Origin of the sequence: Pandoraea sp. NE5 (assembly GCF_024363545.1) — a bacterium.
In the GTDB taxonomy this organism is placed as follows: Bacteria; Pseudomonadota; Gammaproteobacteria; order Burkholderiales; family Burkholderiaceae; genus Pandoraea; species Pandoraea cepalis.
This window is the reverse complement of record NZ_AP025517.1, coordinates 3,632,361-3,656,172: the sequence shown is the minus strand read 5'-3', so window position 1 is coordinate 3,656,172 and position 23,812 is coordinate 3,632,361. Positions and strand designations below refer to the sequence as shown.

At 62.2% G+C, this 23,812-nt stretch carries 24 protein-coding genes and 1 tRNA gene; 5 read left to right on the top strand and 20 right to left on the bottom strand.

Annotated elements, in window-relative coordinates; genetic code table 11:
• Positions 1 to 5: 5 nt before the first annotated feature.
• Positions 6 to 239, bottom strand: coding sequence for a DUF3717 domain-containing protein (locus tag PanNE5_RS16730; RefSeq protein WP_017233334.1), 234 nt, complete (start codon positions 237 to 239; stop codon positions 6 to 8).
• A 327-nt stretch (positions 240 to 566) separates the two neighbouring features.
• Between PanNE5_RS16730 and PanNE5_RS16725 the strand changes: the two genes are divergently transcribed.
• The 4 genes from PanNE5_RS16725 (at position 567) to PanNE5_RS16710 (ending at position 2,580) form a co-directional block, all read left to right on the top strand.
• Positions 567 to 1,031 carry a hypothetical protein gene (locus PanNE5_RS16725; RefSeq protein WP_261938426.1) on the top strand — a complete coding sequence of 155 codons (465 nt, stop codon included), beginning with the start codon at positions 567 to 569 and terminating at the stop codon, positions 1,029 to 1,031.
• A gap of 78 nt (positions 1,032 to 1,109) precedes the next feature.
• Positions 1,110 to 1,436, top strand: coding sequence for a hypothetical protein (locus PanNE5_RS16720; protein WP_017233332.1), 327 nt, complete (start codon positions 1,110 to 1,112; stop codon positions 1,434 to 1,436).
• Between the two features lie 447 nt (positions 1,437 to 1,883).
• Positions 1,884 to 2,195: a hypothetical protein gene (locus PanNE5_RS16715; protein WP_017233331.1), complete on the top strand. Its 312-nt coding sequence runs from the start codon at positions 1,884 to 1,886 to the stop codon at positions 2,193 to 2,195.
• Positions 2,196 to 2,385: 190 nt separating this feature from the next.
• A complete protein-coding gene (locus PanNE5_RS16710) occupies positions 2,386 to 2,580 on the top strand; it encodes a rubredoxin (protein ID WP_017233330.1) in 195 nt (64 codons plus the stop codon).
• A gap of 31 nt (positions 2,581 to 2,611) precedes the next feature.
• Here the strand turns inward: PanNE5_RS16710 and PanNE5_RS16705 are convergent, their stop codons facing one another.
• From PanNE5_RS16705 to PanNE5_RS16625, 17 genes are all read right to left on the bottom strand, one after another.
• Positions 2,612 to 2,854 carry a hypothetical protein gene (locus PanNE5_RS16705; protein WP_017233329.1) on the bottom strand — a complete coding sequence of 81 codons (243 nt, stop codon included), beginning with the start codon at positions 2,852 to 2,854 and terminating at the stop codon, positions 2,612 to 2,614.
• Positions 2,855 to 3,032: 178 nt separating this feature from the next.
• Positions 3,033 to 4,616, bottom strand: a complete 1,584-nt coding sequence (locus tag PanNE5_RS16700) for a sensor domain-containing diguanylate cyclase (RefSeq protein ID WP_083902261.1) — start codon at positions 4,614 to 4,616, stop codon at positions 3,033 to 3,035.
• Positions 4,617 to 5,080: 464 nt separating this feature from the next.
• Complete coding sequence (locus PanNE5_RS16695) at positions 5,081 to 7,309, bottom strand: EAL domain-containing protein (protein WP_017233327.1); 2,229 nt, start codon at positions 7,307 to 7,309, stop codon at positions 5,081 to 5,083.
• A 453-nt stretch (positions 7,310 to 7,762) separates the two neighbouring features.
• Positions 7,763 to 8,149 carry a MerR family transcriptional regulator gene (locus tag PanNE5_RS16690; protein WP_017233326.1) on the bottom strand — a complete coding sequence of 129 codons (387 nt, stop codon included), beginning with the start codon at positions 8,147 to 8,149 and terminating at the stop codon, positions 7,763 to 7,765.
• A 79-nt stretch (positions 8,150 to 8,228) separates the two neighbouring features.
• On the bottom strand, positions 8,229 to 8,621 hold the full coding sequence (locus PanNE5_RS16685) for an integration host factor subunit alpha (RefSeq protein ID WP_017233325.1): 393 nt from the start codon (positions 8,619 to 8,621) through the stop codon (positions 8,229 to 8,231).
• 62 nt (positions 8,622 to 8,683) lie between these two features.
• On the bottom strand, positions 8,684 to 11,122 hold the full coding sequence (gene pheT, locus PanNE5_RS16680) for a phenylalanine--tRNA ligase subunit beta (protein WP_261938425.1): 2,439 nt from the start codon (positions 11,120 to 11,122) through the stop codon (positions 8,684 to 8,686).
• 86 nt (positions 11,123 to 11,208) lie between these two features.
• A complete protein-coding gene (pheS, locus tag PanNE5_RS16675) occupies positions 11,209 to 12,222 on the bottom strand; it encodes a phenylalanine--tRNA ligase subunit alpha (protein ID WP_017233323.1) in 1,014 nt (337 codons plus the stop codon).
• A gap of 151 nt (positions 12,223 to 12,373) precedes the next feature.
• Positions 12,374 to 12,733, bottom strand: a complete 360-nt coding sequence (gene rplT, locus PanNE5_RS16670) for a 50S ribosomal protein L20 (protein ID WP_010806048.1) — start codon at positions 12,731 to 12,733, stop codon at positions 12,374 to 12,376.
• A gap of 25 nt (positions 12,734 to 12,758) precedes the next feature.
• Positions 12,759 to 12,956 carry a 50S ribosomal protein L35 gene (gene rpmI, locus PanNE5_RS16665; RefSeq protein WP_010806049.1) on the bottom strand — a complete coding sequence of 66 codons (198 nt, stop codon included), beginning with the start codon at positions 12,954 to 12,956 and terminating at the stop codon, positions 12,759 to 12,761.
• 176 nt (positions 12,957 to 13,132) lie between these two features.
• Positions 13,133 to 13,675, bottom strand: coding sequence for a translation initiation factor IF-3 (gene infC, locus PanNE5_RS16660; protein ID WP_017233321.1), 543 nt, complete (start codon positions 13,673 to 13,675; stop codon positions 13,133 to 13,135).
• A gap of 28 nt (positions 13,676 to 13,703) precedes the next feature.
• Positions 13,704 to 15,611 carry a threonine--tRNA ligase gene (gene thrS / locus PanNE5_RS16655; protein WP_017233320.1) on the bottom strand — a complete coding sequence of 636 codons (1,908 nt, stop codon included), beginning with the start codon at positions 15,609 to 15,611 and terminating at the stop codon, positions 13,704 to 13,706.
• 237 nt (positions 15,612 to 15,848) lie between these two features.
• Positions 15,849 to 15,925 (bottom strand) — tRNA-Val (locus PanNE5_RS16650).
• 74 nt (positions 15,926 to 15,999) lie between these two features.
• A complete protein-coding gene (locus tag PanNE5_RS16645) occupies positions 16,000 to 18,297 on the bottom strand; it encodes a RelA/SpoT family protein (protein ID WP_083902260.1) in 2,298 nt (765 codons plus the stop codon).
• Between the two features lie 48 nt (positions 18,298 to 18,345).
• Positions 18,346 to 18,702 (bottom strand): RidA family protein, encoded by a 357-nt coding sequence (locus PanNE5_RS16640; RefSeq protein ID WP_017233318.1) that lies wholly within the window; start codon positions 18,700 to 18,702, stop codon positions 18,346 to 18,348.
• Between the two features lie 66 nt (positions 18,703 to 18,768).
• Positions 18,769 to 19,647: an alpha/beta fold hydrolase gene (locus tag PanNE5_RS16635; RefSeq protein WP_261938424.1), complete on the bottom strand. Its 879-nt coding sequence runs from the start codon at positions 19,645 to 19,647 to the stop codon at positions 18,769 to 18,771.
• 275 nt (positions 19,648 to 19,922) lie between these two features.
• Positions 19,923 to 20,561 carry a CoA transferase subunit B gene (locus PanNE5_RS16630; protein WP_017233316.1) on the bottom strand — a complete coding sequence of 213 codons (639 nt, stop codon included), beginning with the start codon at positions 20,559 to 20,561 and terminating at the stop codon, positions 19,923 to 19,925.
• A gap of 23 nt (positions 20,562 to 20,584) precedes the next feature.
• Positions 20,585 to 21,283: a CoA transferase subunit A gene (locus PanNE5_RS16625; protein ID WP_017233315.1), complete on the bottom strand. Its 699-nt coding sequence runs from the start codon at positions 21,281 to 21,283 to the stop codon at positions 20,585 to 20,587.
• A gap of 228 nt (positions 21,284 to 21,511) precedes the next feature.
• Between PanNE5_RS16625 and PanNE5_RS16620 the strand changes: the two genes are divergently transcribed.
• On the top strand, positions 21,512 to 22,057 hold the full coding sequence (locus PanNE5_RS16620) for a PAS and helix-turn-helix domain-containing protein (protein ID WP_017233314.1): 546 nt from the start codon (positions 21,512 to 21,514) through the stop codon (positions 22,055 to 22,057).
• A 41-nt stretch (positions 22,058 to 22,098) separates the two neighbouring features.
• Here PanNE5_RS16620 and PanNE5_RS16615 read toward each other — a convergent pair whose 3' ends face one another.
• On the bottom strand, positions 22,099 to 22,482 hold the full coding sequence (locus tag PanNE5_RS16615; RefSeq protein ID WP_261938423.1) for an acyl-CoA thioesterase: 384 nt from the start codon (positions 22,480 to 22,482) through the stop codon (positions 22,099 to 22,101).
• A gap of 212 nt (positions 22,483 to 22,694) precedes the next feature.
• Entirely contained in the window at positions 22,695 to 23,759 is a 1,065-nt protein-coding gene (dctP, locus tag PanNE5_RS16610) for a TRAP transporter substrate-binding protein DctP (RefSeq protein WP_017233312.1), read from the bottom strand.
• Positions 23,760 to 23,812: the final 53 nt, after the last annotated feature.

Genomic DNA, 23,812 nt, shown 5'->3' with positions numbered 1-23,812 from the left:
GGGAATCACGGCGCGAGCCCGAGTTCCATCTGATGCAGGGCCGTCTCGATGGCCTGGCTTTGCTCGGCGTCGAGCGCGTCGGCGCCAATGCTCGTCTCACGGCGGTAGATCATCTGGCCATAAATGTTGGCCAGCGCGCGCGCCGACTGGCACAGCGACCAGTGGCTGTCGGCGGCCTGACGGCCCGTCCAGTAGTTGATCGCCTGCTCGATTTCGGCGATGGAATAGTTGGCTTTCATGAGAGGTTCTGTCTCGCCGCGAAGTGGAATACTGTGATTATATACAGTGGACAAGAAATCGGTAAGTTGCCCATGTCATGACCGGCATCGATCCAGATCGATTCGGGTCCGCGCATGCGTCGATTCTCAGGCGCGCGTTTCGGAACTGCAACACTTGATGCCGGGGCATCGCCACAAACACTCCCGCATACCTCGACATTCTTCAAAAAATCAACCACTTACCAGTTCCGGCACGATATTGGCTTCAGCTTCGTGAAAACGCCGTGCAGCCGCTTGCCATGCTCGCCCTGCTCGCGTCCCCAACGATCGCCCCGACGGAGCCGACCCATGCCGCCGAGACACGCTACGCCACCGGTTCTACCGGTTTTCCCATCCGCCGTGCGCCGCGTGATGCTGCTTCGGTTTGGCATCGTCGCACTCTGCGTGCTGATCGCATCCGGCGCACCACGGGTCCATGCGCAATCGGTGCCGCCCGCCGGCGCCGCACCCACCGATCCCTTTCATCAACCGTGTGTCGCCGTGCGCGCCTCGCCGGAAGCGTCCGCCCCGGGAGCACGCGGTATGCGCCACGGCGTCGCTGCCCTTCGGACCGTCGCGACGACACCGGCTGCAGGACGCGTGGTACGCAAGCAATACGTCGACCTCGACAACCGCTGCGCAACACCGCCCGCGTTCGCGCCGACGCGCGATGTCGACGCGACCTCCACCTGGCATGTGGACGCGCCGGCAGGCGACATGCACGCGGCCGCCAAGCCTTCCGGGACACACGCCTTGCGCGGTCTCGCGTCCTGAGCGGCGGCGCACGACGTTTGCTATCCTGCGTCTTTCGCACGCCCACGTCGTTGCGCCCCCAGAGTTTCCGGAACCTCAATGCCCGCCAACACGCCCAACAGGCCCGACACGCCCAACACTTCTGACAAGTCGCGCGGCACCCTCCGCTCGCCCGCCGACGGCATGCCTCCACCGGGCGCGTTGCCGCTCGCTTGGATCGGCTTGCTGGCCGCTGCCGCCTGGGTACTCAAAAGCCCACACCCCACGTGGGCCGTCGGTGTGATGTGTCTTTGCGCCGGCCTGATCTCATCGTTCGGCGCACGTCGCCGCGGACGCAGGGCATGGCCCGCCTTCTTCACCGGTCTGCTCCCCGTCGGCGTCGCGCTGTTCTTCGCGTTGCTGATGTTGCGCCCGCTGCTTCGTTGACAACGCCTCGTCAAGTGTTCGTGTGGCTTGCAAGCCATGACCGGCGAGCCCTTCTCGTTACGCACTCAACGACCGATGAGTTACCCACAGCTTCTGTGGATAACCCACTGGATAACTGGGCACTCGCCCGCCGAGACGCCCGCCGTTACACGCTGTCAAGAGGATTGCCCGTTTCAGCGTCAGCATTGGATAAATTTTTTAAGCTTGACGTTTCACCGCGCATCTGTGCGCAGGCAAAACCCTTTGACGTGAAGCAAGCCTGCGGAAAATCCCGCCGCAATTCGTGTGAAAAGTGGGGTCCCCGCACGCATGGAAGGGTTCGCAGCACAAGCGAATCGGCCTATGATGGAATTGCGCGATACCTCGCCATGCATGACTTGGGATCCTCGCCGGATCCGCACGTCAGTGGCCGCTTCGCTTTCCAGTAACCCCGGGAGAACGTCTCGTATGACCCAATCCGACAAGCCGTCCGTTACCTCCGCCTCATCACCTGTCGACGCGTCCACGACCGAAGCGGAGCGCGTCCATCTGGACGATCTGCTCGCGCGTCACTCGGTCACGGAAACGGTCGACCGCGCGTCCGTCATCGACTTGATCAACGAGTTGCGCTCGCCTGAAGTGAAAACGGCGGAAGACCGTGATCGGGTCGTCAAGGAAAGCCGCTTGTGGCGGGAAGTGTCGCACCGCGACACCGCCATTTCGCTGATCAATTCGCTCGCGCAGATGGCACCGATCTTTCTGAACCAGATTCACTGGTGATGCTTGTCGCGCCGGCCGTCGCCGGCGCGATGCGCCTTCTTTCGCTTCATTCCTGATTTGCACGCTTGCCGCGCCGATCCATTGATCTGGATTAACGTTGCGTGCGGACACCTTGGTGGGTGAGCGGGACCTTGCGCCGCGTGTGCCTTACAATGCGGGTCGCTTAAGCGCTTCCTGTTGACCCGACACCATGACGACCACGCTGAACACCTCGACCGACTTCAAGAACTGGATCTGCCTGATCTGCGGATGGATTTACAACGAAGCCGAAGGCGCACCGAACGACGGCCTTGCGGCCGGTACGCGCTGGGCCGACGTGCCCGCCGACTGGCGTTGCCCGGAATGCGATGTGGCGAAGGCGGATTTCGCGCTGTCCGAGTTCTGAGTGCGATAGCGCCCGCCCGATCGGTGCAGGCTCAGTGATGCCAGCCCCATCCGCGGCCCCGGCCGTGCCATCCGCGATCATAGCCACCGTCGTAATAGCCGCCCGATATCCCGAACGTCACGACCGGTGCGGGGGCAACCGCGTAGCCCGGCGCATAGCCATAACCGTCGTAATAGGCGTTGCCGTACGCCGGCGCGCCATAAGGCACGGCCACGCAACCGGCCATCATCAGGGCGACGGCAGCGCCGCCCGCCAGCCAAAGTAAGCGTTTCACGATGAAGTCTCCCGCATGAGCTGTTCGAGTCGTGCGCGAAACGGATCGACGCCAGCCCGTCAGCGGCTCATCGATTTTCGCAGCACCCGTTTGACTCGTTAGACAGGTATGTTCCCGCGAAATGCGTGATGGGGCACATCATCTTTGGTTACCAAATGTGACATCGGTAACCGTGCGATCAGAAAACCCAGCAGCGGTCGCGACCGGCACGTTTGGCGCGGTACAACGCCATGTCGGCTCGTTCGACCATGGTCATCGGCGAGTCGCCGTCCTGCCACTCCGTGATGCCGAAACTCGCCGAGAAACGCAGCGGCGGCTCACTGCCTTCCAACGATTCGCGCTTGCAGCGCTCACGAATGCGATCCGCCACGCGCAGTGCATCGCGCTCGCTCGCCCCCGGCAGCAGAATCGCGAACTCCTCGCCACCAATGCGGCCGATCAGGTCGTCGCCGCGCAATGTCGACGAGCACACCAGCACGAATCGGCACAGCACCTGATCGCCGATGGCATGCCCGTAAGTGTCGTTGATGGACTTGAAGAGATCGAGATCGGCCACGATAAGACTCATCGGCTCGTTCTTGCGTTGCGTGCTCTCCAGCAACCGCTCGAAGCGATGGAAGAAGTAGCGTCGCGTCAGGCTGCCCGTCAATTCGTCATAACTGGCTTCGAACGCCAGTTGATGATTGGCCGCGCGCAGCACCTCGTTCGACTGACGGGCTTCGCGATGCTTCACACGCTCACGCCAATAAGTCCAGCCGGCGAGCGTTACGATGATGACGCCGCCCAGATACAGCAAGAAACATAACACCAGGTCCTTGGCATGCTCGCGCGTGAGTGCCTCCCAGGCGTCGACACCCTCCACCGCGTAGACGGTCAGGTCATTGCTCGAACTCGGACGCGACGTGATCACGAACGGCTTCCGGGACTCGTCGAATGCCGACATCCGGTCGAGCAATTCCTGAGGCACCCAGGCGTTCGAACGACCGGGGGCGCGCTTGAACGGGGAGATGGGCATGCGCGCGAAGTCGTCGTGCTGGTACAGCGCCATGCGCTCGGCCTCGGACAGCTTGCCCAGCTTGCCATCGAGCATGAAACGATCCTCGAAACGAGGGTCGTTCGCCATGATGACCACGCCATTGCCGTCAACGATGAACGACTCTCCGCTACCCACCCAATGACGCAATCGCGTGAGTCCGATCTTGGTCATCACGACACCGATCAGCGCGCCCTTGCGATACACCGGGGCGCTGAAATAAAGGCCGGGCGCCTGATGCTCCCAGCCTGCGGCATAACTCTCGAAACGTCCGCCCAACAGGGCATTCGTGACATAGGGCATGTTGGCCACGGACTGCCCGATCGGCGACGGCTCATCGCGGAAATTGCTTGCGGCCACGCACACGCCATGAGCGTCGATCAGCCACACCCGGTCAACGCCGAAGTATCCCTGAGCGCCTTGCAGAAATTCGTTGGCACGATCCACGGTCTCGGGCGCCGGGGCGTCGCCCCCCGTCGCTCGCAGCACGTCACGCAGCAAACCGACTTCCGCCAACGTGGCGGGGATGGCGCGCACCATCGCCAGATCCGTGTTGATGGCGTGAATCATGCCGTCGGCGACGCGGTCGGCCACCATTTGCCCCGCGTCAACGCTCTGAGCGAGCTTGTCGCCGACCAGCGACGTGGCAGTCCTGTCCGCCGCCATCCAGCAGGCGACCAGCACGCCAACCGAGACGCTGGCGGCATAAAGCCAATGTCTAATCCTCATCCGAAAATCAAACGCTCGTTCTAATATTATTCACTTCTTACGTTGGCGACGTATCCACTGCATTCGTGTTGCGCTTCTGTCATTTCCCCGGACAGAAGCCCTGGTCGCGGCTGACATTCTGAGTGCCAGCGAATTGCCGCCAATTCTGGTCTGCGCGTCGAACTCGTTCCCCCTTTTCCCCCTTTTTTGCGATCCACGGCGTGTCGCGCCACGCGCCTCCGGACCCTGGCTGCTCCGCATTGCCCACCCCGACAACGGCAGCCGCCCCCGCTCTCCAGCGCAGTGCGCGGCGCACGGCCACCCGCTCATGCCGCCCGACTTCATCACGACTACGACTGATTTTATCGCACGCCAACGATGAACTCGTACCGCCAAACATCAAATCACGAATTTATTACGATCACCGATTTAATCTATTAATTAGCCGAATACGTCGCTTGTTCGCATTGGTCAATGGGTCCGCTTTATTCGCAAATCCCCAAACGCGCGATGACCGAATCAATCTCTTCGATTTCCACCGGACGGGAGAATAGGTAACCCTGTGCGCACAGTGGCACGAAATGACGCAGCCAATCCAGTTGCCGCGCATTCTCGACGCCCTCGACAATCAGCTCGATACCCAGCGAACGCGCAATGTTGACGATGTTCGAGATCATCAGGCAAGAACGTGACGAATCGGGAATCGACTCCACGAACGAGCGATCGACCTTGAGCGTGTCGACAGGAAAACGTGTCAAGTAGGACAACGACGAGTATCCGGTACCGAAATCGTCAAGCGCAATGCGCACCCCGGCGCGCTTGAATTGCTTGATCTTCATCTCCACGAGCGCCGGATTCTTGACCATGACCGACTCGGTGACTTCCAGCTCAAGTCGATTCGGTTCGACGGCGTACGCCCTCATGAGACGCTCGACCAGCTCGCCAATGTCGCCGCGCCAGAACTGCACCGACGAGACATTGACGGCCAGTCGCAGCGACGCCATCGGCGTGCCTCGCCATGCCGCCAGTTGGCGGCACGCCTGCGTCAGCACGAACTCGCCGATGGCCACGATCTGTCCGGTCGTCTCCGCCAGGGGAATGAACTCGCCCGCGCTCAGCACGCCGCGTTCCGGGTGACGCCAACGAATCAACGCCTCCATGCCGCGCACGCAATCGGACTCGAGCGCGACGATGGGTTGATAGGCGAGGAAAAACTCGCCGTTGACCAACGCCTGCTCCATTTGCCGCTCCCACACGACGAGCTGATGCGCCTGATACGTCATCTGCTGCGTATAGACGCGCACCACGCTCTTGCCGGCCTCCTTCGCGGAGTACATGGCGAGATCGGCCTTCTTGATGAGGTCGGCTTCGGTTTCCTCCGGTTTGGACCAGAAGGTCACCCCAATACTCGCGTGAAGCGCGAACGACGTGCCGTCCGCCACCATCGGCGACTTGAGGGTGGCGAGCAACGTCTCGCCCAGCGGCTCGGCGGCGTCGGTTGCGCCATTGCCTGTGAGCAGCACCATGAATTCATCGCCGGCAAAGCGCGCCAGCATGGCCTCTGGTGGCATGCGCGGGGCAAAGCGCTCGGCCACCTGCCGGATGATCTCGTCACCCTGCGTATGACCCAACGTGTCGTTCACGCTCTTGAAATTATCGAGGTCGATGTGCAGCAGCGCCACCTTGCCGACCTGGTCGGGCACGGACAGCGCACGCCGCAACGCCTCCATGAGCGCATAGCGATTGGGAAGTCCGGTGAGCGCGTCGAACGAAATCAGTCGCGTGAGCTGCTGATCCCGTCCGATCAGCCGCTGCATCAGGTAGGCGATAAGCACGAAGAACACGATGAGCGCAACCGACACGAAGGTGGCCATCGTTAAATAAACCCGCGCGACATGCCGATGCTCGGTCAGCGCTTCATCCAGCGACAGTCCGACCTGAACGGCGAGCGGATAGTCCCGCAGATGGCGGTATGCCACGATACGTTCGATGCCATCGATGGGATCACGCTGGATACCGGAACGGCGTTGCGCTGCCGAGAACGGCGGCAATTCCCCCGTGCCGGCGATGGCAACGCCGGCGCCGGTGCTGCGCGCGAGCATGGCGTTGTCGTCGGCAATGACGGCGACCTCGCCGTATTGGCCCAGCACGGCGTTCGTGTAGAAGTCCGTGGTGAAGTAGTCTGGCGCCTGCGACACGATCACCACACCGGCGAAGCTACCATCGGGATGATTGAGCCGCCGGGTGAACTGAAGCACCCACTTGCGCGACACGCGCCCGAGCACCGGATGACTGATGAACAGGTTGTCGTTCGAGAGTTCCTGATGCACCCGGAAGTGCTCGCGGTCGGCGATGCTGATCCCAACGCCGCCGGCGATCGTCGTGGCCACGATGTTGCCGCTCGCATCGGCCAAACTGACCTGCACCATGAAGGGATCTTTGACCGTTCCTTCGGCGAGCGCTTGCTTCAGATCGAAGTGTCCGTGACGTCGCTCGAATTCGTATTTCACGAAACGCGTCAGTTGATCGACCTGACGGATGGCCCGCAACGTATGCTGCTCGAGTGCGGTCGTCACGGTCGACGCCGAGGCGGCGGCGTCGCGCAGAATTGCCTGACGCTCGATGGCGATGCGCCATAGCACCGCCGTCCAGACGAGGATCAGAATCAGGAGACCGAAAATCAGAATCGCGGCGATCGAGCGATGGGGCGTCATCCAACGCCCGTGTCGCGCTCCCGTTGTGCTCGGTTCCGCCATAGGTGGAGATCCTCTCAGCCTTTGTGCCAAAACGCGCAAAGATCGGTGTTGGCCCGGTCGTCAATAGGATCCAGCGGTCGTCGCCAACGGACGCCATGGTTTCCGGCAAGTGTAAGGCAATCGCGGCGCCCCCGGAAGTCGTTTGGCGTTTCCGCGTTCCGGCAGGGGGACGGGGTGGGCGCGAGCACCGCCCCACCCCACGGCGTGCCATATGTCGGATTACGGATATTTCGGCCACCGCCGCACTAGGAGAATCCCGAAGTTCGAGGCACGGTTCGAGGCGCGCCCCAGCAGCCGAATGCCACGGGATGCGTCACAAGCACTCGCTATCGCGTGGCTTCGGGCATTGACGGCAAAAGCGAAGACAGTGCAAGCGCACGAGGACCGCCACCACCGATGCGTACGCCTTGTTCAGGACTTGAGCAGATCGATGACCGCCTCCAGACGATGACGCAAGTCAGCCACGTCGAGGGTCGTCTCGGGTTCGGTCAATGCGGCCGACTCGCCCCCGTGCCCCGCAGCCGCGCGGGCGCCACGCGGCGTGTCGGCATCGAGGCGATTGCGCGCACCATTGATGGTGAAGCCCTGCTCATAGAGCAACTCCCGGATACGCCGGATCAACAGGACTTCATGGTGTTGGTAGTACCGTCGATTACCGCGCCGCTTGACGGGGCGCAGTTGCGTGAACTCCTGCTCCCAATAGCGCAGTACATGCGGCTTGACGCCACACAGCTCACTCACCTCACCAATGGTGAAGTAACGCTTTGCGGGAATCGGCGGCAAGGCAACGTGATCCATCGCGGCGTTAGCGGAATGGGACGACGGTTAAACAGCGGAGGAAAAACCAACGGCCGCCACAGAAAGCGGCGGCCGGGAATCACTTGCCCAGCACGCCTGATTCCACCATCGACTTGAGTTTCTGGCTGGCGTGGAAGGTCACCACCCGACGCGCGGCGATCGGAATCGCCTGGCCGGTTTTCGGATTGCGGCCCGGTCGTTGCGGTTTGTCGCGCAACTGGAAATTGCCGAAGCCGGAGAGCTTGACGCTGTCGCCAGACTCAAGCGCATCGCGGATCGATTCAAAGAAGGCCTCGACCATATCCTTCGCTTCGCGCTTGTTCAGACCGACTTGCTCGAACAGCAACTCGGCCAGTTCGGCCTTGGTCAGCGTCGGTGCTTCGGTCGAGACCTCGTTCGTGTCGCTGCGACCCAGCGCGATGCGCTGCGCCGCGAGCATGGCTTCAAATTCACCAGGATTCATTTCGTTCATACGTCCCACGCGATGGCGATGACAGTGCGATAACCAACTCGCAAGCGGATGTTGACTGAGTTTCAGGCGCGCAAACGTGCGCCGAACCCTTCTACCCGTTGTACCAGTGCGTTGATGGCGCCCTGGACCGTCTCGTCTTGCAACGTACCCGAGGGGTCCTGCAGAGTAACACGAAACGCCACGCTTTTGTCCTGAGCCCCCAGCGAGCCCGAGGCTGCACCGGCCTTCGGTCGGAACTCGTCGAACAGGCGAACCGATTGCACGACGCTGCATGCCGGATCGTCGTGACGCGCCGCCAGCATGGCGTCGATCAGCCCTTGCACCGGCTGCGCCTGATCCACCACCAGCGCGATGTCGCGCGTGACCGGCGGGAACTTCGAGATGTCCTCGTAGCTCGCGACGTCGCGCACCAGCAGCGCTTGCGCCTCGATCTCGAACAACACCGGCGCATGCGGCAGGTCGTACTTCTGTTGCCAGCGCGGATGCAGCTCGCCGATGATGCCGACACGCTTGCCATCGACTTCGATCGCCGCGCTGCGTCCCGGGTGCAACGCCGGGTGTTCGGCCTTCACGAAGCGTGCCGTGCGCGGGGACAACAGTGCTTCGAGATCGCCCTTCACGTCGAAGAAATCGACCTGACGCGTTGCCGCGCCCCATTGCTCGTCGAGCACCGGGCCATAGGCCAGCGCCGCGACCGTGAGCGGCTGACGGTAACCGCCAACGCTCAACTCGCCCGAGGCGACCGTATTGTCGCGATGGTAAGTACGGCCAATTTCGAATACGCGTACACGCGACGCCTTGCGATTCAGGTTGTAGCGCGTGCTCGCGATCAGGCTGCCGATAAGCGTCGAGCGCATCACCGCCAGGTGGCTGGCGATCGGATTGAGCAGCTTGATGGGGTGATCGTTGCCGGCGAAATCGGCTTCCCACTCCACGTCGACGAAGCTGAAGCCAACCGTCTCGTGATAATCGCGCGCCGCCACGGCGTGACGCAACGCGTGTTGCGAGCGGCGGCCTTCCTGCGTCGGGCGCATTTCGCTTGCGGCGACCGGCGGATTGGCCGGAATGCGATCGAAACCGTAGATACGTGCAATCTCTTCGATCAGATCTTCTTCGATTTCGATGTCGAAACGATACGACGGCGGCGTGACGCTGAACACGCCATTCTGCAAGGTGAAAGGCAGACCCAGGCGCGTGAAGATCTCGCTCATCTCCGCCTCGGAAACCGGCACGCCCAGAATCTTGATGGCACGCGCGACACGCAGGGTCACGGGCCGACGCTCGGGCAACTGTGCGATCTGGTCTTCAAGCGGACCGGCCTGGCCGCCGCAGATGTCCAGCACCAGTTGCGTGGCCCGCTCGAGGGCACGCCCATTGCCGGCGAAGTCGACGCCGCGCTCGAAGCGGTGCGAGGCATCGCTTGTGAAGTTGTACTTGCGTGCCCGGCCCTGAATCGCCTGCGGAAAGAAGAACGCGCCTTCGAGGAAGATGTTTTGCGTGTCCAGGCCCGCCTTGGTCGAGTCGCCGCCCATGATGCCGGCAAGTCCAATCGGACCGCTGGCGTCGGTGATGGCGAGCACGTTCTCGTCGAGCGTGACGGTCTGTTCGTTGAGCAGCTTGAGCGTTTCGCCCGCCCGCCCGAAGCGCACGTCGATCCCCCCTTGCAGGCGGTTCAGGTCGTAGACGTGCAGCGGCTGGCCCAATTCGAGCATCACGTAGTTGGTGATGTCGACCAGCGCGGAGATGCTGCGCTGACCGGCGCGCTCAAGGCGCTCGACCATCCAGCGCGGCGACGCTGCGGCAGCGTTCACGTTGCGGATGATTCGGCCGCCGAAGCGCCCGCAACCTTCCGGCGAGCTGATGCGTACCGGCAGCGTGTCGGCGATCGTCGCGGGCTGAGCGCCCTGCCCCGGCAAGTCCTTGAGCGGCGCGCCGGTGATGGCGGCCACTTCGCGGGCGATGCCCAGCAGCGACAGGCAATCCGCTTTGTTCGGCGTGAGCTTGACGACGAACACCGTGTCGTCGAGATCGAGATACTCGCGGATGCTCATGCCGACCGGCGCGTCGTCCGGCAGGATCATCAGACCGCCGTGGTCTTCCGAGAGCTTCAGTTCGCGCGCCGAGCACAGCATGCCGAAACTCTGCACGCCGCGCAGCTTGCCGATCTTGATCTGGAACGGGGTGCCGCCGGCCTCGGCCGGGGGCAATGCCGCACCCACGGTCGCGCACGGCACCTTGATGCCCGGCGCCACGTTGGGGGCGCCACACACGATGGTGAGCGTCTCGCCGGTACCGGCGTCGACCTGGCAGACGTTCAGACGGTCAGCGTCCGGATGCCGGGCGACGTCGAGCACCTTGGCCACGACCACACCGGTAAACGGCGGGGCGACCGGGTCGGTTTCCTCGACTTCGAGCCCGGACATCGTCAGGGCATGCGCCAACGCGTCCGTCGACAAATCCGGGTCGACCAGGGTACGCAGCCACGATTCAGAGAATTGCATGGATCAGTTCGCTCGCAGTTAAGTCTTCACTTCCGAGAGCCCGGCGGCAGCGGCTTCGCGCGCCCGTCCGGGGCCGTCGGCATCGATTACATGAATTGGCGCAGGAAGCGCAGGTCGTTCTCGTAGAACAGTCGCAGATCCTGCACGCCGTAGCGCAGCATCGTCAGACGCTCCAGACCCGAACCGAACGCGAAGCCGATATAACGCTCCGGGTCGAGTCCCATGTTGCGCACGACCGTCGGATGCACTTGCCCGGACCCCGAGATTTCCAGCCACTTGCCGGCGTTCTTGCCCGTTTCGAACTGCATGTCGATTTCGGCGGACGGCTCAGTGAACGGGAAATACGACGGGCGGAAACGCACCTGAATGTCGTCGCGTTCGAAGAACTTGCGCAGGAAATCGGTGTACACGCCCTTCAGGTCGGCGAAGCTGATGTCTTCGGCAATCCACAGGCCCTCGACCTGATGAAACATCGGCGAGTGCGTGGCATCCGAGTCCACGCGATACGTGCGGCCCGGCGCGATCACCTTGATCGGCGGCTTGTTCATGCGCGCGTAACGCACCTGCATCGGGCTCGTGTGCGTGCGCAGCAGCAGCGGCTTGCCGGCGTCGTCGTTCCCTTCGATGTAGAACGTGTCTTGCATCGAGCGGGCGGGGTGGTTCTCCGGGCTGTTCAGTGCCGTGAAGTTGAACCAGTCGGTTTCGATTTCGGGGCCGTCGGCCACGTCGAAACCAATGGAACGGAAAATCTGTTCAACGCGCTCCCAGGTGGTGAGCACGGGGTGCAGGCTGCCAGCGCCCAGGCCTCGGCCGGGCAGCGTGACGTCGACGGCCTCGGCCGACAAGCGCGCGTCGAGCAGCGCGTCGGCCATGGCCTGGCGGCGCGCCTGCAGGGCGCCTTCGATCTGTTGCTTGGCCGCGTTGATCCGTGCGCCTTCATGCTTGCGCGCGTCGGGATCAAGCTTGCCGAGGCCCTTGAGCAACTCGGTCAGTTGGCCGGTCTTGCCGAGAAAGCGGGCCTTCTCGTTTTCCAGCGCGGCGGCGTCGGGAGCGGCGGCGAACGCACGCTGCGCTTCGCTGACGATAAGTTCCAGATCCATATGCTACAGACTCAAGTTAGGCGGTCGGAATGGCCGCAGATGCCAGCGAAAAAACCAGCGAAAAGGCATGCGAAAAACAAAAGGGGGCTCCGATGAGAGCCCCCTCCTGGCGAATGGCGCGCGGTAAAGCGCGCGATACGCTAACTACAGCTTAGGCTGCGACGGCGGCTTTCACCTGGGCGACAATCGCGGCAAACGCCGGCTTGTCGTTGATGGCCATGTCGGACAGCACCTTGCGGTCGAGTTCGATCGAGGCCTTTTTCAGACCAGCGATGAACACGCTGTAGGTCATACCGTGCTGACGCACACCTGCATTGATACGCGCAATCCACAAGGCGCGAAACACGCGCTTCTTGTTACGGCGATCGCGATAGGCGTACTGCCCAGCGCGCATGACCGCTTGCTTGGCGATGCGGAAGACGTTATTGCGGCGGCCGCGGAAACCCTTGGCAGCAGCGATGACTTTCTTATGGCGGGCCCGTGCGGTGACCCCACGTTTGACTCGAGGCATGTTTCTCTCCTATCTAAGTCGGGGTTTAAGCGAAGGGCAGCATTGCGCGTACGGAGTTCAGATCAGACTCATGAACGCCGACGGCACCGCGCAGGTGACGCTTATTCTTGGTGGTCTTCTTCGTCAAAATGTGACGCTTGAAAGCCTGACCACGCTTAACGGTACCGCCAGGACGCACGCGAAAGCGCTTCTTGGCACCGCTCTTGGTTTTCATCTTAGGCATGAAAAACTCCGAGTTTTTAACATGATCACAGGTGTGACGCCAAAATCGCGCCCCTTGTAGAACCCGAGACCACTTGTATTCAGGGTCAGACAGCACCCTGCATCACTGCCATGGCCTTGCGGGCCACGGCGGCAATTCCTTGCAGCCCGGCGGTATCGATCGATACCGCCACGGCGTTACTTCTTCTTCGGCGCGATGACCATGATCATCTGACGGCCTTCCATCTTCGGCATCTGTTCCGGCTGGCCAACCTCTTCGAGATCGGACTTCAGACGTTCCAGCATACGCGCGCCGATTTCCTGGTGAGCCATCTCACGGCCGCGGAACCGCAGCGTGATCTTGGTCTTGTCGCCTTCTTCGAGGAACCGCTTCAAATTGCGCAACTTGACGTTGTAGTCGCCGTCGTCGGTGCCAGGCCGGAATTTGACTTCCTTGATCTGAACAACCTTCTGCTTCAGCTTGTTCTCGTGCGCTTTCTTCTGTTCCTGATACTTGAACTTGCCATAGTCCATCAGGCGGCACACCGGCGGCTGCGCCTGCGGCGCGATTTCCACCAGATCGACGTCGGCCTCTTCGGACAGACGGAAAGCCTCGGCGAGTTTCAAGATGCCGAGCTGTTCCCCGTCGACCCCGGTTAGACGCACTTCAGGCGCAGTGATTTCGCCATTGATGCGATGCGCTTTATCGGTAGCGATGTTGCTTATCCTCGAAAAAAACAAAAAATTTAGCCGCGCGGTCCGACAGGCGTTATTGGAACGTTGCGCATTCCTGCGCCAGACGTTCGATGAGCGCGTCAACGGGCATCACACCCAGATCCACGCCGCCACGGGCACGCACGGCTACCGTATTCGCTTCCTGCTCTTTATCCCCTACAACAACAAGGTAAGGAACCTTCTGCAAGGAATGCTCGCGTATTTTATAGCTAATTTTCTCGTTGCGCAAATCGCTGCGAGCCCTAAGCCCTTGTTCTTTCAACTTTTTCGTCACTGCCTGGGCATAATCGGCCGTTTTTTCGGACACATTCAGCACAATGACCTGTTCCGGCGCGAGCCAAACCGGCATTGCACCAGCATGGTGCTCGATCAAAATACCGATAAACCGCTCGAGCGACCCCAGGATGGCCCGGTGCAGCATGACCGGACGGCGGCGGCTGTTGTCCTCCGCCACATATTCGGCATCCAGGCGCTCCGGCATCGAGAAATCGACCTGCATCGTGCCGCACTGCCACTGACGGCCAAGCGCGTCCTTGAGCGTGTATTCGATCTTCGGGCCGTAAAACGCCCCGTCGCCCTCCGCGATCACGAATTCGCAGTTCGAACGACGCAGCGACTCCATCAGCGCAAATTCAGCCTTGTCCCAGTTCTCGTCCGAACCCACACGATGCTCAGGGCGCGTCGCGACCTTGTAGATCATGTCCGTGAAGCCGAAATCCTTGTACACGGCATGCAGCAGCGCCGTGTAATTCACGCACTCGTCAAGAATCTGGTCTTCCGTACAGAAAATGTGACCGTCGTCCTGCGTGAAGCCGCGCACGCGCATCAGCCCGTGCAGGCCGCCCGACGGCTCGTTGCGGTGACATTGACCGAACTCGCCGTAGCGCAGCGGCAAATCGCGATAGCTGTGCAGCGCCGAGTTGAAAATCAGCACATGGCCCGGACAGTTCATCGGCTTGAGCGCATACGCGCGATTTTCCGATTCCGTCGTGAACATGTTGTCCTTGTAGTTCTCCCAGTGGCCCGACTTCTCCCAGAGCGCACGGTCGAGAATCTGCGGACCCTTCACTTCCTGATAGCCGTGATTGCGATAGACGCGGCGCATGTATTGCTCAACCTGCTGCCAGAGCGTCCAGCCCTTCGGGTGCCAGAAGACGAGGCCAGGCGCCTCCTCCTGCATGTGGAAGAAGTCCAGCGCACGGCCGAGCTTGCGGTGATCGCGCTTTTCCGCCTCTTCGAGCATGTGCAGATAGGCATCCTGGTCTTCCTTTTTCGTCCAGGCCGTGCCGTAAATGCGCTGAAGCTGCTCGTTCTTGGCGTCGCCGCGCCAGTAGGCACCCGCGACCTTCATCAGCTTGAAGACTTTGAGCTTGCCCGTCGACGGCACGTGCGGTCCCCGGCAAAGATCGACGAACTTGCCTTCGCGATACAGGCCGATCTCGTCCGTCGCCGGAATCGATTCGATGATCTCGGCCTTGTACTTCTCCCCCATCGACAGGAACAGACGCACCGCGTCGTCGCGCGAGAGCACTTCGCGCGTGACCGGCTCGTCTTTCCTGGCCAGCTCGTGCATCTTCTTCTCGATGGCATCGAGATCTTCCGGCGTGAAGGCGCGGTGGAACGCGAAGTCGTAATAGAAGCCGTTTTCGATGACCGGGCCGATCGTGACCTGCGCTTCAGGGAACAACTCCTTGACGGCGTAGGCCAGCAAGTGAGCCGTCGAGTGACGAATGACGTCGAGGCCATCGGCGTCCTTGTCCGTGACGATGGCGAGACTCACATCGCGCTCGATCAGATAGGACGTATCGACCAGCTTGCCGTCGACGCGGCCGGCCAGGGCAGCCTTGGCCAGCCCCGTGCCGATCGAGCCGGCGACTTGCGCCACCGTGAGCGGGCCTTCGTACTGGCGTTGCGAGCCGTCAGGCAAACGTACCGAAATCATGTCGCACTCCCATGCGCAAAAGCATCACGCGCGGCCAACGCCACGCGGCAAAACCACGAAAAAAAACGGCCTCGACTGTCGTCGAGGCCGTCTCTTCATTCCTTGCATCCAGACGAAAAACACCCTCGACTTAACGTCGCACCTTCACCACTGTGAAAGTTCGGGCCGTCTTCAACATGAGTGTTTTCCAGCGTCTGTGTCTGCGGGGTCTCGCGGACTGTCATGCATCAAATTCGTTGGTAGGCTCGATTGGACTCGAACCAACGACCCCCACCATGTCAAGGTGGTGCTCTAACCAGCTGAGCTACGAGCCTACTACAAGAGAACGAGATTCTAGCAATATTTCAGCGAGTCGCCAAGCGAATATTGTGCCTGCCGCAAATGCCGATCACCGCCGCCGCGACGACATCACCCCCGCCACCCCGCCCAGTTGCGCCAGCGCGCGCTGCAACTGCCCGCCATCGCGCACTTCCACGGTGAACTGCATGAACGCCTGCGCGCCCCGCGACTGCGTGCTGACACCGGTGACGTTGAGCTTTTCCCGCGAGAACACTTCGGAGATGTCGCGCAGCAATCCCTGACGGTCGGTCGCCTCGATCTGGATATCCACCGGATACGCCGCCACGCCCCGCCCTTCGAGCACATCGGCCGACCACGCGGTCTGAATGACCCGCTCCGGCGCCCGCGCCTTCATGGCGTGAAAGCTCGTGCAATCCTGACGGTGGATCGATACCCCCTTGCCGCGTGTGACAAACCCCACGATCGGATCCGGCGGCGCCGGACGGCAGCACTTGGCCAGTTGCGTGAGCAACGCGCCGACGCCCACGACCAGCACGCCGCTCTTGGCCCCCTGCGTGACGCTGGTGTCGAGGCTCTTCTTCGCGACGAGCGTGTCCTCGTCGCGCGGCTCCGGCCCCGGCAGGTTGCCCGACAGCGCCTGCTCGACATGGCGCAGGCTGAACTCATCCTTGGCAATCGACGCGTAAAGGTCGTCCGGCGTCCGGAATCCGAGCCGAGCCGCCAGATCCTCCAGATTGACCGACGTCTTGCCCTCGCGCTGCAACGTCTTGTCGATCAGCGTTCGGCCATGGGCAATCGTTTCTTCGAGATCGATGGTATTGAACCACTGACGCACCTTCTGGCGTGCCCGGTGACTCTGCAAATACCCCAACTGCGTGTTGAGCCAATCGCGCGACGGGCCGCCCTGCTTGACCGTCACGATTTCGACCGTCTGCCCGTTCTGCAGCGGCGTATTGAGCGGTACCATCGCGCCGTCGACACGCGCGCCACGGCAACGATGCCCCAGCTCCGAGTGCAGGTGATACGCAAAATCGACCGGCGTCGCCCCCTGCGGCAACGCGATCACGCGTGCCTGCGGCGTGAGCACGTAGATATGATCATCGATCGTCGCGCGCTTGAGCTGCGCCCACGGCTGCGCGGCCCCCTCGGCGCCCACCGTATCGGCCACATCGTCTTTCCACGCGAGCAACTGGCGCAGCCAGGCGATCTTCTCGTCGTAGGCCTCGTTCGCCGCAAACGCGCCGCCGTAGCCGCGCTGCCCCGCTTCCTTGTAACGCCAGTGGGCCGCGATGCCATACTCGGCAAAGTGATGCATCTCATTCGTGCGTATCTGCACTTCGAATGCCCGCCCGTCATCGCCGATCACCACGGTGTGCAGCGACTTGTAGCCATTGGGCTTCGGACGCGAGATGTAATCGTCGAACTCTTTCGGAATCGGCTGCCACAGGTTGTGGACAATGCCCAGCACCGTGTAGCAATCCTTGATGTCGTCGACGATCACGCGAAACGCGCGCACGTCGTACAGTTCGGCGAAATCGACCGCCTTGCCGCGCATCTTCTTCCAGATACTGTAGATGTGCTTCGGCCGCCCGGACACTTCGGCCCTGACACCCGCGCGCGCCAGTTCGTCCTGAAGTCGCTGGATCGCGCCTTCGATGAACGTCTGACGCTCGACGCGCTTCTCTTCGAGCAGCTTGGCAATCTGCTTGTAAGTGACCGGCTCCAGGAAGCGGAACGCGAGGTCTTCGAGCTCCCACTTCAGTTGCCAGATGCCGAGGCGGTTCGCAAGCGGCGCATAGATCTCGAGCACCTCATGCGGCATCTCCTCAGGGGGTGTCTTCTTCTGTGCCGCATACCAGCGCAGCGATTGCAGACGCGACGCCAGCCGGATCATCACCACACGGATGTCTTGCGCAAACGCGAGCAGCATCTTGCGCAGCCCTTCGACCTGCGACTTGCGTTCTGCCGCGGCGTCGCGATCGCGCCCGTCGGTCGGCATGGCCTGCGCGGCACGCGAGCCCGCGCCCGAGAGCCGCTGCAACTTGCGCACGTCGATCACGAGCGCCGCCACTTCGGCGCCGAAGGTTTGGGTCAACGTGGTTTGGGGATCCGGCAGGAACTCGACGGCGGAGAAGAGCGCCGCGGCCTGATGCGTTGCCTCGTCCACGCGCAGCGTATCGAGAATCGCGAGCATGCCCCGTGCGTGCGCCATGATTGGCTCGCCGGACGAGAGCACATGCTCGCCGCACAGGGTGGTGGCGAACGCGAGCGCGTTGTCGAGCGTGGCGGGCAGAGGCACATCACCCACGCCCGGGGTCGAATTCCGGGCGTCGGGCGCCGTTGTCGAATTCGTGCCAGCGGAGGTCGGTGCTTGATGTTGGTTCATGTCGGAACATGGGGCGACGCGCGCCCCTGATGATACGGGTCGTGAGACTCAGCCTTCGCGCTGAGCCGCCACGACCACGATTTCTACAAGCATGGCAGGGTCGGCGAGCAACGCCTGCACAGTGGCACGCGGAGGTGCATTACCCGCGGGCACCCATTCGTCCCACACCTGGTTCATTTCGCCGAAATACTTCATGTCCGAAATATAGATCTGACAGGAAAGAATCAGCGACTTGTCGCTGTTCGCCTCGGCGAGCAGGCGGTCGATATGCGCGAGTACCTGACGCGTCTGACCGACCATGTCCTGCGTGCGGTCATCCGGCGTCTGCCCTGCCAGATAAACCGTGCCGTTGTGCACCGCCATGTCCGACCAGCGCTTTTCGACGTAGAAACGTTGTACTGCCATGATGTAAGACTCCTCGTGTTCTTCGAACGTCGGACTTGTCGCCGCACCCCGCCACCGGAGCGAGTGTCAGTCGGCAAATCCCTCAAAAAATCGGCGTGCGATCTCGATCTGATCCGCATGCACAAACGTCGGCGCGTGTCCCACGCCGGGTATTTCCACGGCGCGTGCGTGTTGCGCGAGCGCCAGCATTTGTTCGAGCGTCGCGCGAGACAGCAGATCCGACTGCTCGCCGCGCACAATCAACAGGCGTCCGGAAAATGCCGCAAGCGACGCCCAGAGCATGCCCTCTCCCGCCGCTACGGCCTCGGGCGAAATCGCGGCAAATGCCGCTCCGAGCGACGGATCGTAACGCAACACATACCCATCGCCGTCGGCCTTGAGCAGCGGCTCGCACAATGCGCGCCATTCCTCCCGGGTATGCGGACCGAATGACGACGAGATCGACCAAAGGTAGTCGGCCCCCTCGTCGATCGATGCAAAACGCTTCGGCGTACCGACATATTGACCGATGCGTGCGAGCGCGGCGACGTCGATGTGCGGTCCGACATCGTTGAGCAGCAGATTGCGAATCGGCGTATCGGGCAAGCCCGCGAGGCCCATGCCGATCAACCCGCCCATCGACGTGCCAAACCAGTCCACGGACGTCACGCCCAGACGCGCAATCAACGTCACCATGTCGGAGACGTATTGCGGCACGACATAGCCTGCGGGATTGCGCAGCCACGACGACTGTCCGCGCCCAACCACGTCGGGACACACGACACGGTAGTCGTTTGCGAACGTCTTCGCCAGTGCATCAAAATCGCGACCGCATCGCGTCAGCCCATGCACGCACAACAGAACGCGCGGGTTCTTCGGATCGCCCCATTCCGTGTACGCCATACGATGCAACCCGGAAGGGCTCAGACACTGAACGTTCGACAGGCGCGGCGCGTAGCTCGACATGACAGACTCATCGGATCGGTTTCCAGAACCGAATTCTACCGCGCTTGCCGTCTACCTTTGCAGCGATGCCCGCAACACGGCGCGCAGTGTCGCGCAGAACCCGAATCGTGGCCGACTCACCGGCACCGCCAAAACAAAACGGGCGGGGAAATCCCCGCCCGCTTCGCCTTCCATCGATCACCGGGTTCAACGGCCACGGCAACCCTCAGCAATACTGCGTGTCACACGCCCCTGGCGTTCAAGCCACAAGAGACGACGGCCACGTCACCCATGCGTCAGACAGCGCTCGTATCGAGCGGTGCCCCGGTCTTCTGCGAAATTTCTTCCTTCGTCACGCCCGGCGCGAGCTCGACCACCTTCAGGCCGTCCGGCGTCACATCGATCACACCGAGGTCGGTGATGATGCGGTTGACCACGCCAAGGCCGGTCAGCGGCAGATCGCAGGCCTTCAGAATCTTGTGGGCGTCGCCCTTGGCAACGTGCTCCATGAGCACGACCACGCGACCGACACCGGCGACAAGATCCATCGCGCCGCCCATGCCCTTAATCATCTTGCCCGGGATCATCCAGTTCGCGAGGTCGCCTTTTTCGCTGACCTGCATCGCCCCGAGGATTGCCAGATTGATGTGGCCGCCACGGATCATCGCGAACGAGTCCGCCGACGAGAAGATCGACGAACCCGGTAGCGTCGTCACCGTTTGCTTGCCCGCGTTGATCATGTCTGCATCGACTTCGTCCTCCGTCGGGAACGGGCCGATACCGAGCAGGCCATTCTCCGATTGCAGCCAGACTTCCATGCCGTCGGGCACATGGTTCGCCACCAGCGTGGGCAAACCGATGCCGAGGTTCACGTAAAAGCCGTCTTCCAGCTCGCGCGCCGCGCGCGCAGCCATTTCATCACGATTCCATGCCATGGTTATCTCCTTGATCTCGGCGCTTACTTGGCACGAACCGTGCGTTGTTCAATGCGTTTTTCCGGATGCGCGTTCAGCACGATGCGCTGAACGAAGATGCCGGGCAGGTGCACGTCGTCCGGGTCGATCGAACCGGTGTCGACCAGTTCCTCGACTTCGACGATGGTGATCTTGCCGGCCATGGCCGCCACCGGGTTGAAGTTGCGGGCGGTACGATTGAACACGAGGTTGCCCGCGCGGTCCGCCTTGGCGGCCTTCACGAGCGCGATATCGGCGCGCAGCGAGCGCTCCATGACGTACGTCTCGCCGTCGAATTCACGGATTTCCTTGCCTTCGGCGACTACCGTACCCACGCCCGTCTTCGTGAAGAACGCCGGAATGCCTGCGCCACCGGCGCGCAGCTTTTCGGCCAGCGTGCCCTGCGGGGTGAATTCGAGCTCGAGTTCGCCCGCCAGATATTGGCGCTCGAACTCCTTGTTCTCGCCAACATACGACGAAATCATCCGCTTGATCTGACGCGTCTCGAGCAGCAATCCCAGACCGAAGCCGTCCACGCCGGCGTTGTTGCTGATACAGGTGAGCCCCTTGACGCCCGAGTCGCGCAACGCGGCGATCAGGGCCTCGGGAATGCCACACAGGCCGAAGCCGCCGACAGCGAGCGTTTGCCCGTCTGCGACAACATCGGCGAGCGCCTCCTTGGCGCTGGCGTATACCTTGTTCATCGTGTGTCCCTTTCCCTCGGTTGAGAATTGAAATTATGTCGCGCGCTTGCGCGTTGCGAGGCTTGCGCCGCCCCTCGAATCGCCGTGGCCACGCACCTCATGCAATCATAGAGCTTACGGTGCCGAGCAAATCGGGCACAATACGTGAAATTACATATCTCCTTGCGCGCCGGGCCGTAACACGCGATCCACCGGCACGCGCCCAGACAGGATCCGCGCCGCTCCCCCATGCCGACGTTCGACTACCAGACCGCTTTTCATATCGCTCCCGTCGGCCTGGTCATTTCGCGCCAGCGCATCATCGAGGACTGCAATCGACAGCTTGGCAAGATCTTCGGCTACGAGCCCGAGGCCCTGATCGGTCAGTCGTTCCAGGTACTGTATCCGTCCCCCAAGGAGTTCGAGCGCATTGGCGAGCGCATTCCGCCGATCATGAGCGCGCAGGGCGTCTATGCTGACGAGCGCATCATGCGCCGGGCCAGCGGCGAACTGTTCTGGTGCCACGTGACGGGTCGCTCGCTCGACGTGAAAGACCCCCACGCCGCCGGCCTCTGGACCTTTGAGGACATGTCGGCCACACGTCGCGTCGCCGTGGCACTGACCGCGCGCGAGCGCGAAATCGCGGCGCAACTCGTGCAGGGCAAGACAAGCAAGCAGATCGGCAAGGTTCTCGACATCAGCCCGCGTACCGTCGACATCTACCGCGCGCGCCTGATGCAGAAGTACGGCGCCGGCACGGCGACCGAACTCGTTCAGCGACTCCTCGGCAACTGAGGAACGCCAGGGGGCAGGCAGCGCCCCCTTCGAAACAAGCCTCACGCCATCAACGCGCGCACCGCCTCCGGCAGCGGCACCGACTTTTCCGCTTTGTAGTTGACCCAAACGATCTTCGCACCGCCCTCGGCGACGAGGATATCCGGCGTATCGGCGCGGCGCAGCTCAAAACGTGTGTCCACGCTGCTTCGGCCCAGCGCGCCTACCGACATGCGGCAATCGATATCGCCGGGATAGCGCAACTGACGCAAGAACGTCATGTTCGCGTTGATGATCACCGGCCCCTCGCCCGTCGAGCTTTCTTCCGACGCGATGTCGAGCGACTCCAGCCACGAGATACGGACCTGCTCCATGTAGCGGAAGTAGACGGTGTTATTCACATGCCCGAAGGCATCCATATCGCCCCAGCGAATGGGCATGCTCATCCGAAAGACTTCTTTGTATTCTGACGACACTGCAAATTCCCCATATTGAAAATCGACGCCCTGCCGCGTAGTGACAGGACGTCATGGGGAGAAAGTGTAGCGCGTCGGAGCGTTTGGTGTGCGCCAACCCTCGGCGATTGGCGCCGAGCGGCTGCCTTTTCAGAATCGCGTGAGACCACCGCCACAGACATTTCCGACGCGAGCCGGCACAACTACTTGCGCGCGCCGGCGTCGTGCGTCTTGGCGATCGTTGCCTCGTCTCTCACGGCGGCCTCGGCCTTGTCGACCAGATCGCGCCCGACCAGCACTTTCCATTTCGCATAGACGGGACGCGTTGCGTCGACAAAGCGCTGGCGTTGTTCCGGCGTGAGTCGCGTGACCTTCACGCCGCGCGCTGCCAGATCGTCCCACGCGGCATTCTCGCCGCGCATCGCGTCTTCTCTTGCGAGCGTCACTTCGAATCGCGCCGCCTCGATCGCTGCGTCGCGAACGATGTCGCGATCCTGCGGCGACCAGCTATCCCAGACCTGTCGGTTGACGGAGAACACGATGGGATCGGCGACGTAATCCCACACCGTGATGAAGCGCTGTCCCAACGTATCGAGCCGCACATTGTTGAAGACCGTAATCGGATTTTCCTGGCCGTCGATCTTGCGTGCGCGCAGCGCGCGCACCGCATCGTTCCACGTCATCTGAGTCGGCACGGCGCCCAATGCCGTGAAGATGTCGTTGAACAGCAATGACCCGACAACACGGAAACGCAGGCCGCGCATATCCTCTGGCGCACGGATCGAACGGCGAGAGTTGCTCAGTTGCCGAAAGCCATTCTCGCCCCACGCCAGCGGTACAACGCCCTGCTCTTCCACGCGGCGAAACAGCTCGCGCCCGACGTCGCCCTGCGTCAGGGCGTCGAGAGAACGACAGCCACGCAGCAGGAATGGCAGGGAGAAAACGTTGAATTCGGGTATCGCTGACGACCAGTTGATCGTCGAGCCGACCGCCATGTCGATCACGCCCTGACGCAATGCGGAGAATTCCCGCGTCTGGTCGCCACCCACGAGCGAGGCGCCTGTGTGCAGTCGAATGTTGATGCGCCCACGCGTACGCTCGCGCACCATGTCCGCCCAAAGTTGCGTGCCTTTGCCCCAGGGCGTGCCGGCATCGGGCATGATCGACAGCGAGTATTCGGCCTTGTAGGGCTGCGCGGCCACCGGCAGCGCAATTGCGGCGAGGGCGAGCGCGACGCCGACGAGCGCACGCCAGCCTTGATTCAACATGTTGTCCTCAAGATGTTTCGGGATCCGACGTCAGCACGACGTCCTTCACGACC

Coding starts and splice junctions, on each gene's coding strand:
- PanNE5_RS16730 (WP_017233334.1), bottom strand. CDS start 239: ATGAAAGCCAACTATTCCATCGCCGAAATCGAGCAGGCGATCAACTAC.
- PanNE5_RS16725 (WP_261938426.1), top strand. CDS start 567: ATGCCGCCGAGACACGCTACGCCACCGGTTCTACCGGTTTTCCCATCC.
- PanNE5_RS16720 (WP_017233332.1), top strand. CDS start 1,110: ATGCCCGCCAACACGCCCAACAGGCCCGACACGCCCAACACTTCTGAC.
- PanNE5_RS16715 (WP_017233331.1), top strand. CDS start 1,884: ATGACCCAATCCGACAAGCCGTCCGTTACCTCCGCCTCATCACCTGTC.
- PanNE5_RS16710 (WP_017233330.1), top strand. CDS start 2,386: ATGACGACCACGCTGAACACCTCGACCGACTTCAAGAACTGGATCTGC.
- PanNE5_RS16700 (WP_083902261.1), bottom strand. CDS start 4,616: ATGAGGATTAGACATTGGCTTTATGCCGCCAGCGTCTCGGTTGGCGTG.
- PanNE5_RS16695 (WP_017233327.1), bottom strand. CDS start 7,309: ATGACGCCCCATCGCTCGATCGCCGCGATTCTGATTTTCGGTCTCCTG.
- PanNE5_RS16690 (WP_017233326.1), bottom strand. CDS start 8,149: ATGGATCACGTTGCCTTGCCGCCGATTCCCGCAAAGCGTTACTTCACC.
- PanNE5_RS16685 (WP_017233325.1), bottom strand. CDS start 8,621: ATGAACGAAATGAATCCTGGTGAATTTGAAGCCATGCTCGCGGCGCAG.
- pheT (WP_261938425.1), bottom strand. CDS start 11,122: ATGCAATTCTCTGAATCGTGGCTGCGTACCCTGGTCGACCCGGATTTG.
- pheS (WP_017233323.1), bottom strand. CDS start 12,222: ATGGATCTGGAACTTATCGTCAGCGAAGCGCAGCGTGCGTTCGCCGCC.
- rplT (WP_010806048.1), bottom strand. CDS start 12,733: ATGCCTCGAGTCAAACGTGGGGTCACCGCACGGGCCCGCCATAAGAAA.
- rpmI (WP_010806049.1), bottom strand. CDS start 12,956: ATGCCTAAGATGAAAACCAAGAGCGGTGCCAAGAAGCGCTTTCGCGTG.
- thrS (WP_017233320.1), bottom strand. CDS start 15,611: ATGATTTCGGTACGTTTGCCTGACGGCTCGCAACGCCAGTACGAAGGC.
- PanNE5_RS16645 (WP_083902260.1), bottom strand. CDS start 18,297: ATGAACCAACATCAAGCACCGACCTCCGCTGGCACGAATTCGACAACG.
- PanNE5_RS16640 (WP_017233318.1), bottom strand. CDS start 18,702: ATGGCAGTACAACGTTTCTACGTCGAAAAGCGCTGGTCGGACATGGCG.
- PanNE5_RS16635 (WP_261938424.1), bottom strand. CDS start 19,647: ATGTCGAGCTACGCGCCGCGCCTGTCGAACGTTCAGTGTCTGAGCCCT.
- PanNE5_RS16630 (WP_017233316.1), bottom strand. CDS start 20,561: ATGGCATGGAATCGTGATGAAATGGCTGCGCGCGCGGCGCGCGAGCTG.
- PanNE5_RS16625 (WP_017233315.1), bottom strand. CDS start 21,283: ATGAACAAGGTATACGCCAGCGCCAAGGAGGCGCTCGCCGATGTTGTC.
- PanNE5_RS16620 (WP_017233314.1), top strand. CDS start 21,512: ATGCCGACGTTCGACTACCAGACCGCTTTTCATATCGCTCCCGTCGGC.
- PanNE5_RS16615 (WP_261938423.1), bottom strand. CDS start 22,482: ATGAGCATGCCCATTCGCTGGGGCGATATGGATGCCTTCGGGCATGTG.
- dctP (WP_017233312.1), bottom strand. CDS start 23,759: ATGTTGAATCAAGGCTGGCGTGCGCTCGTCGGCGTCGCGCTCGCCCTC.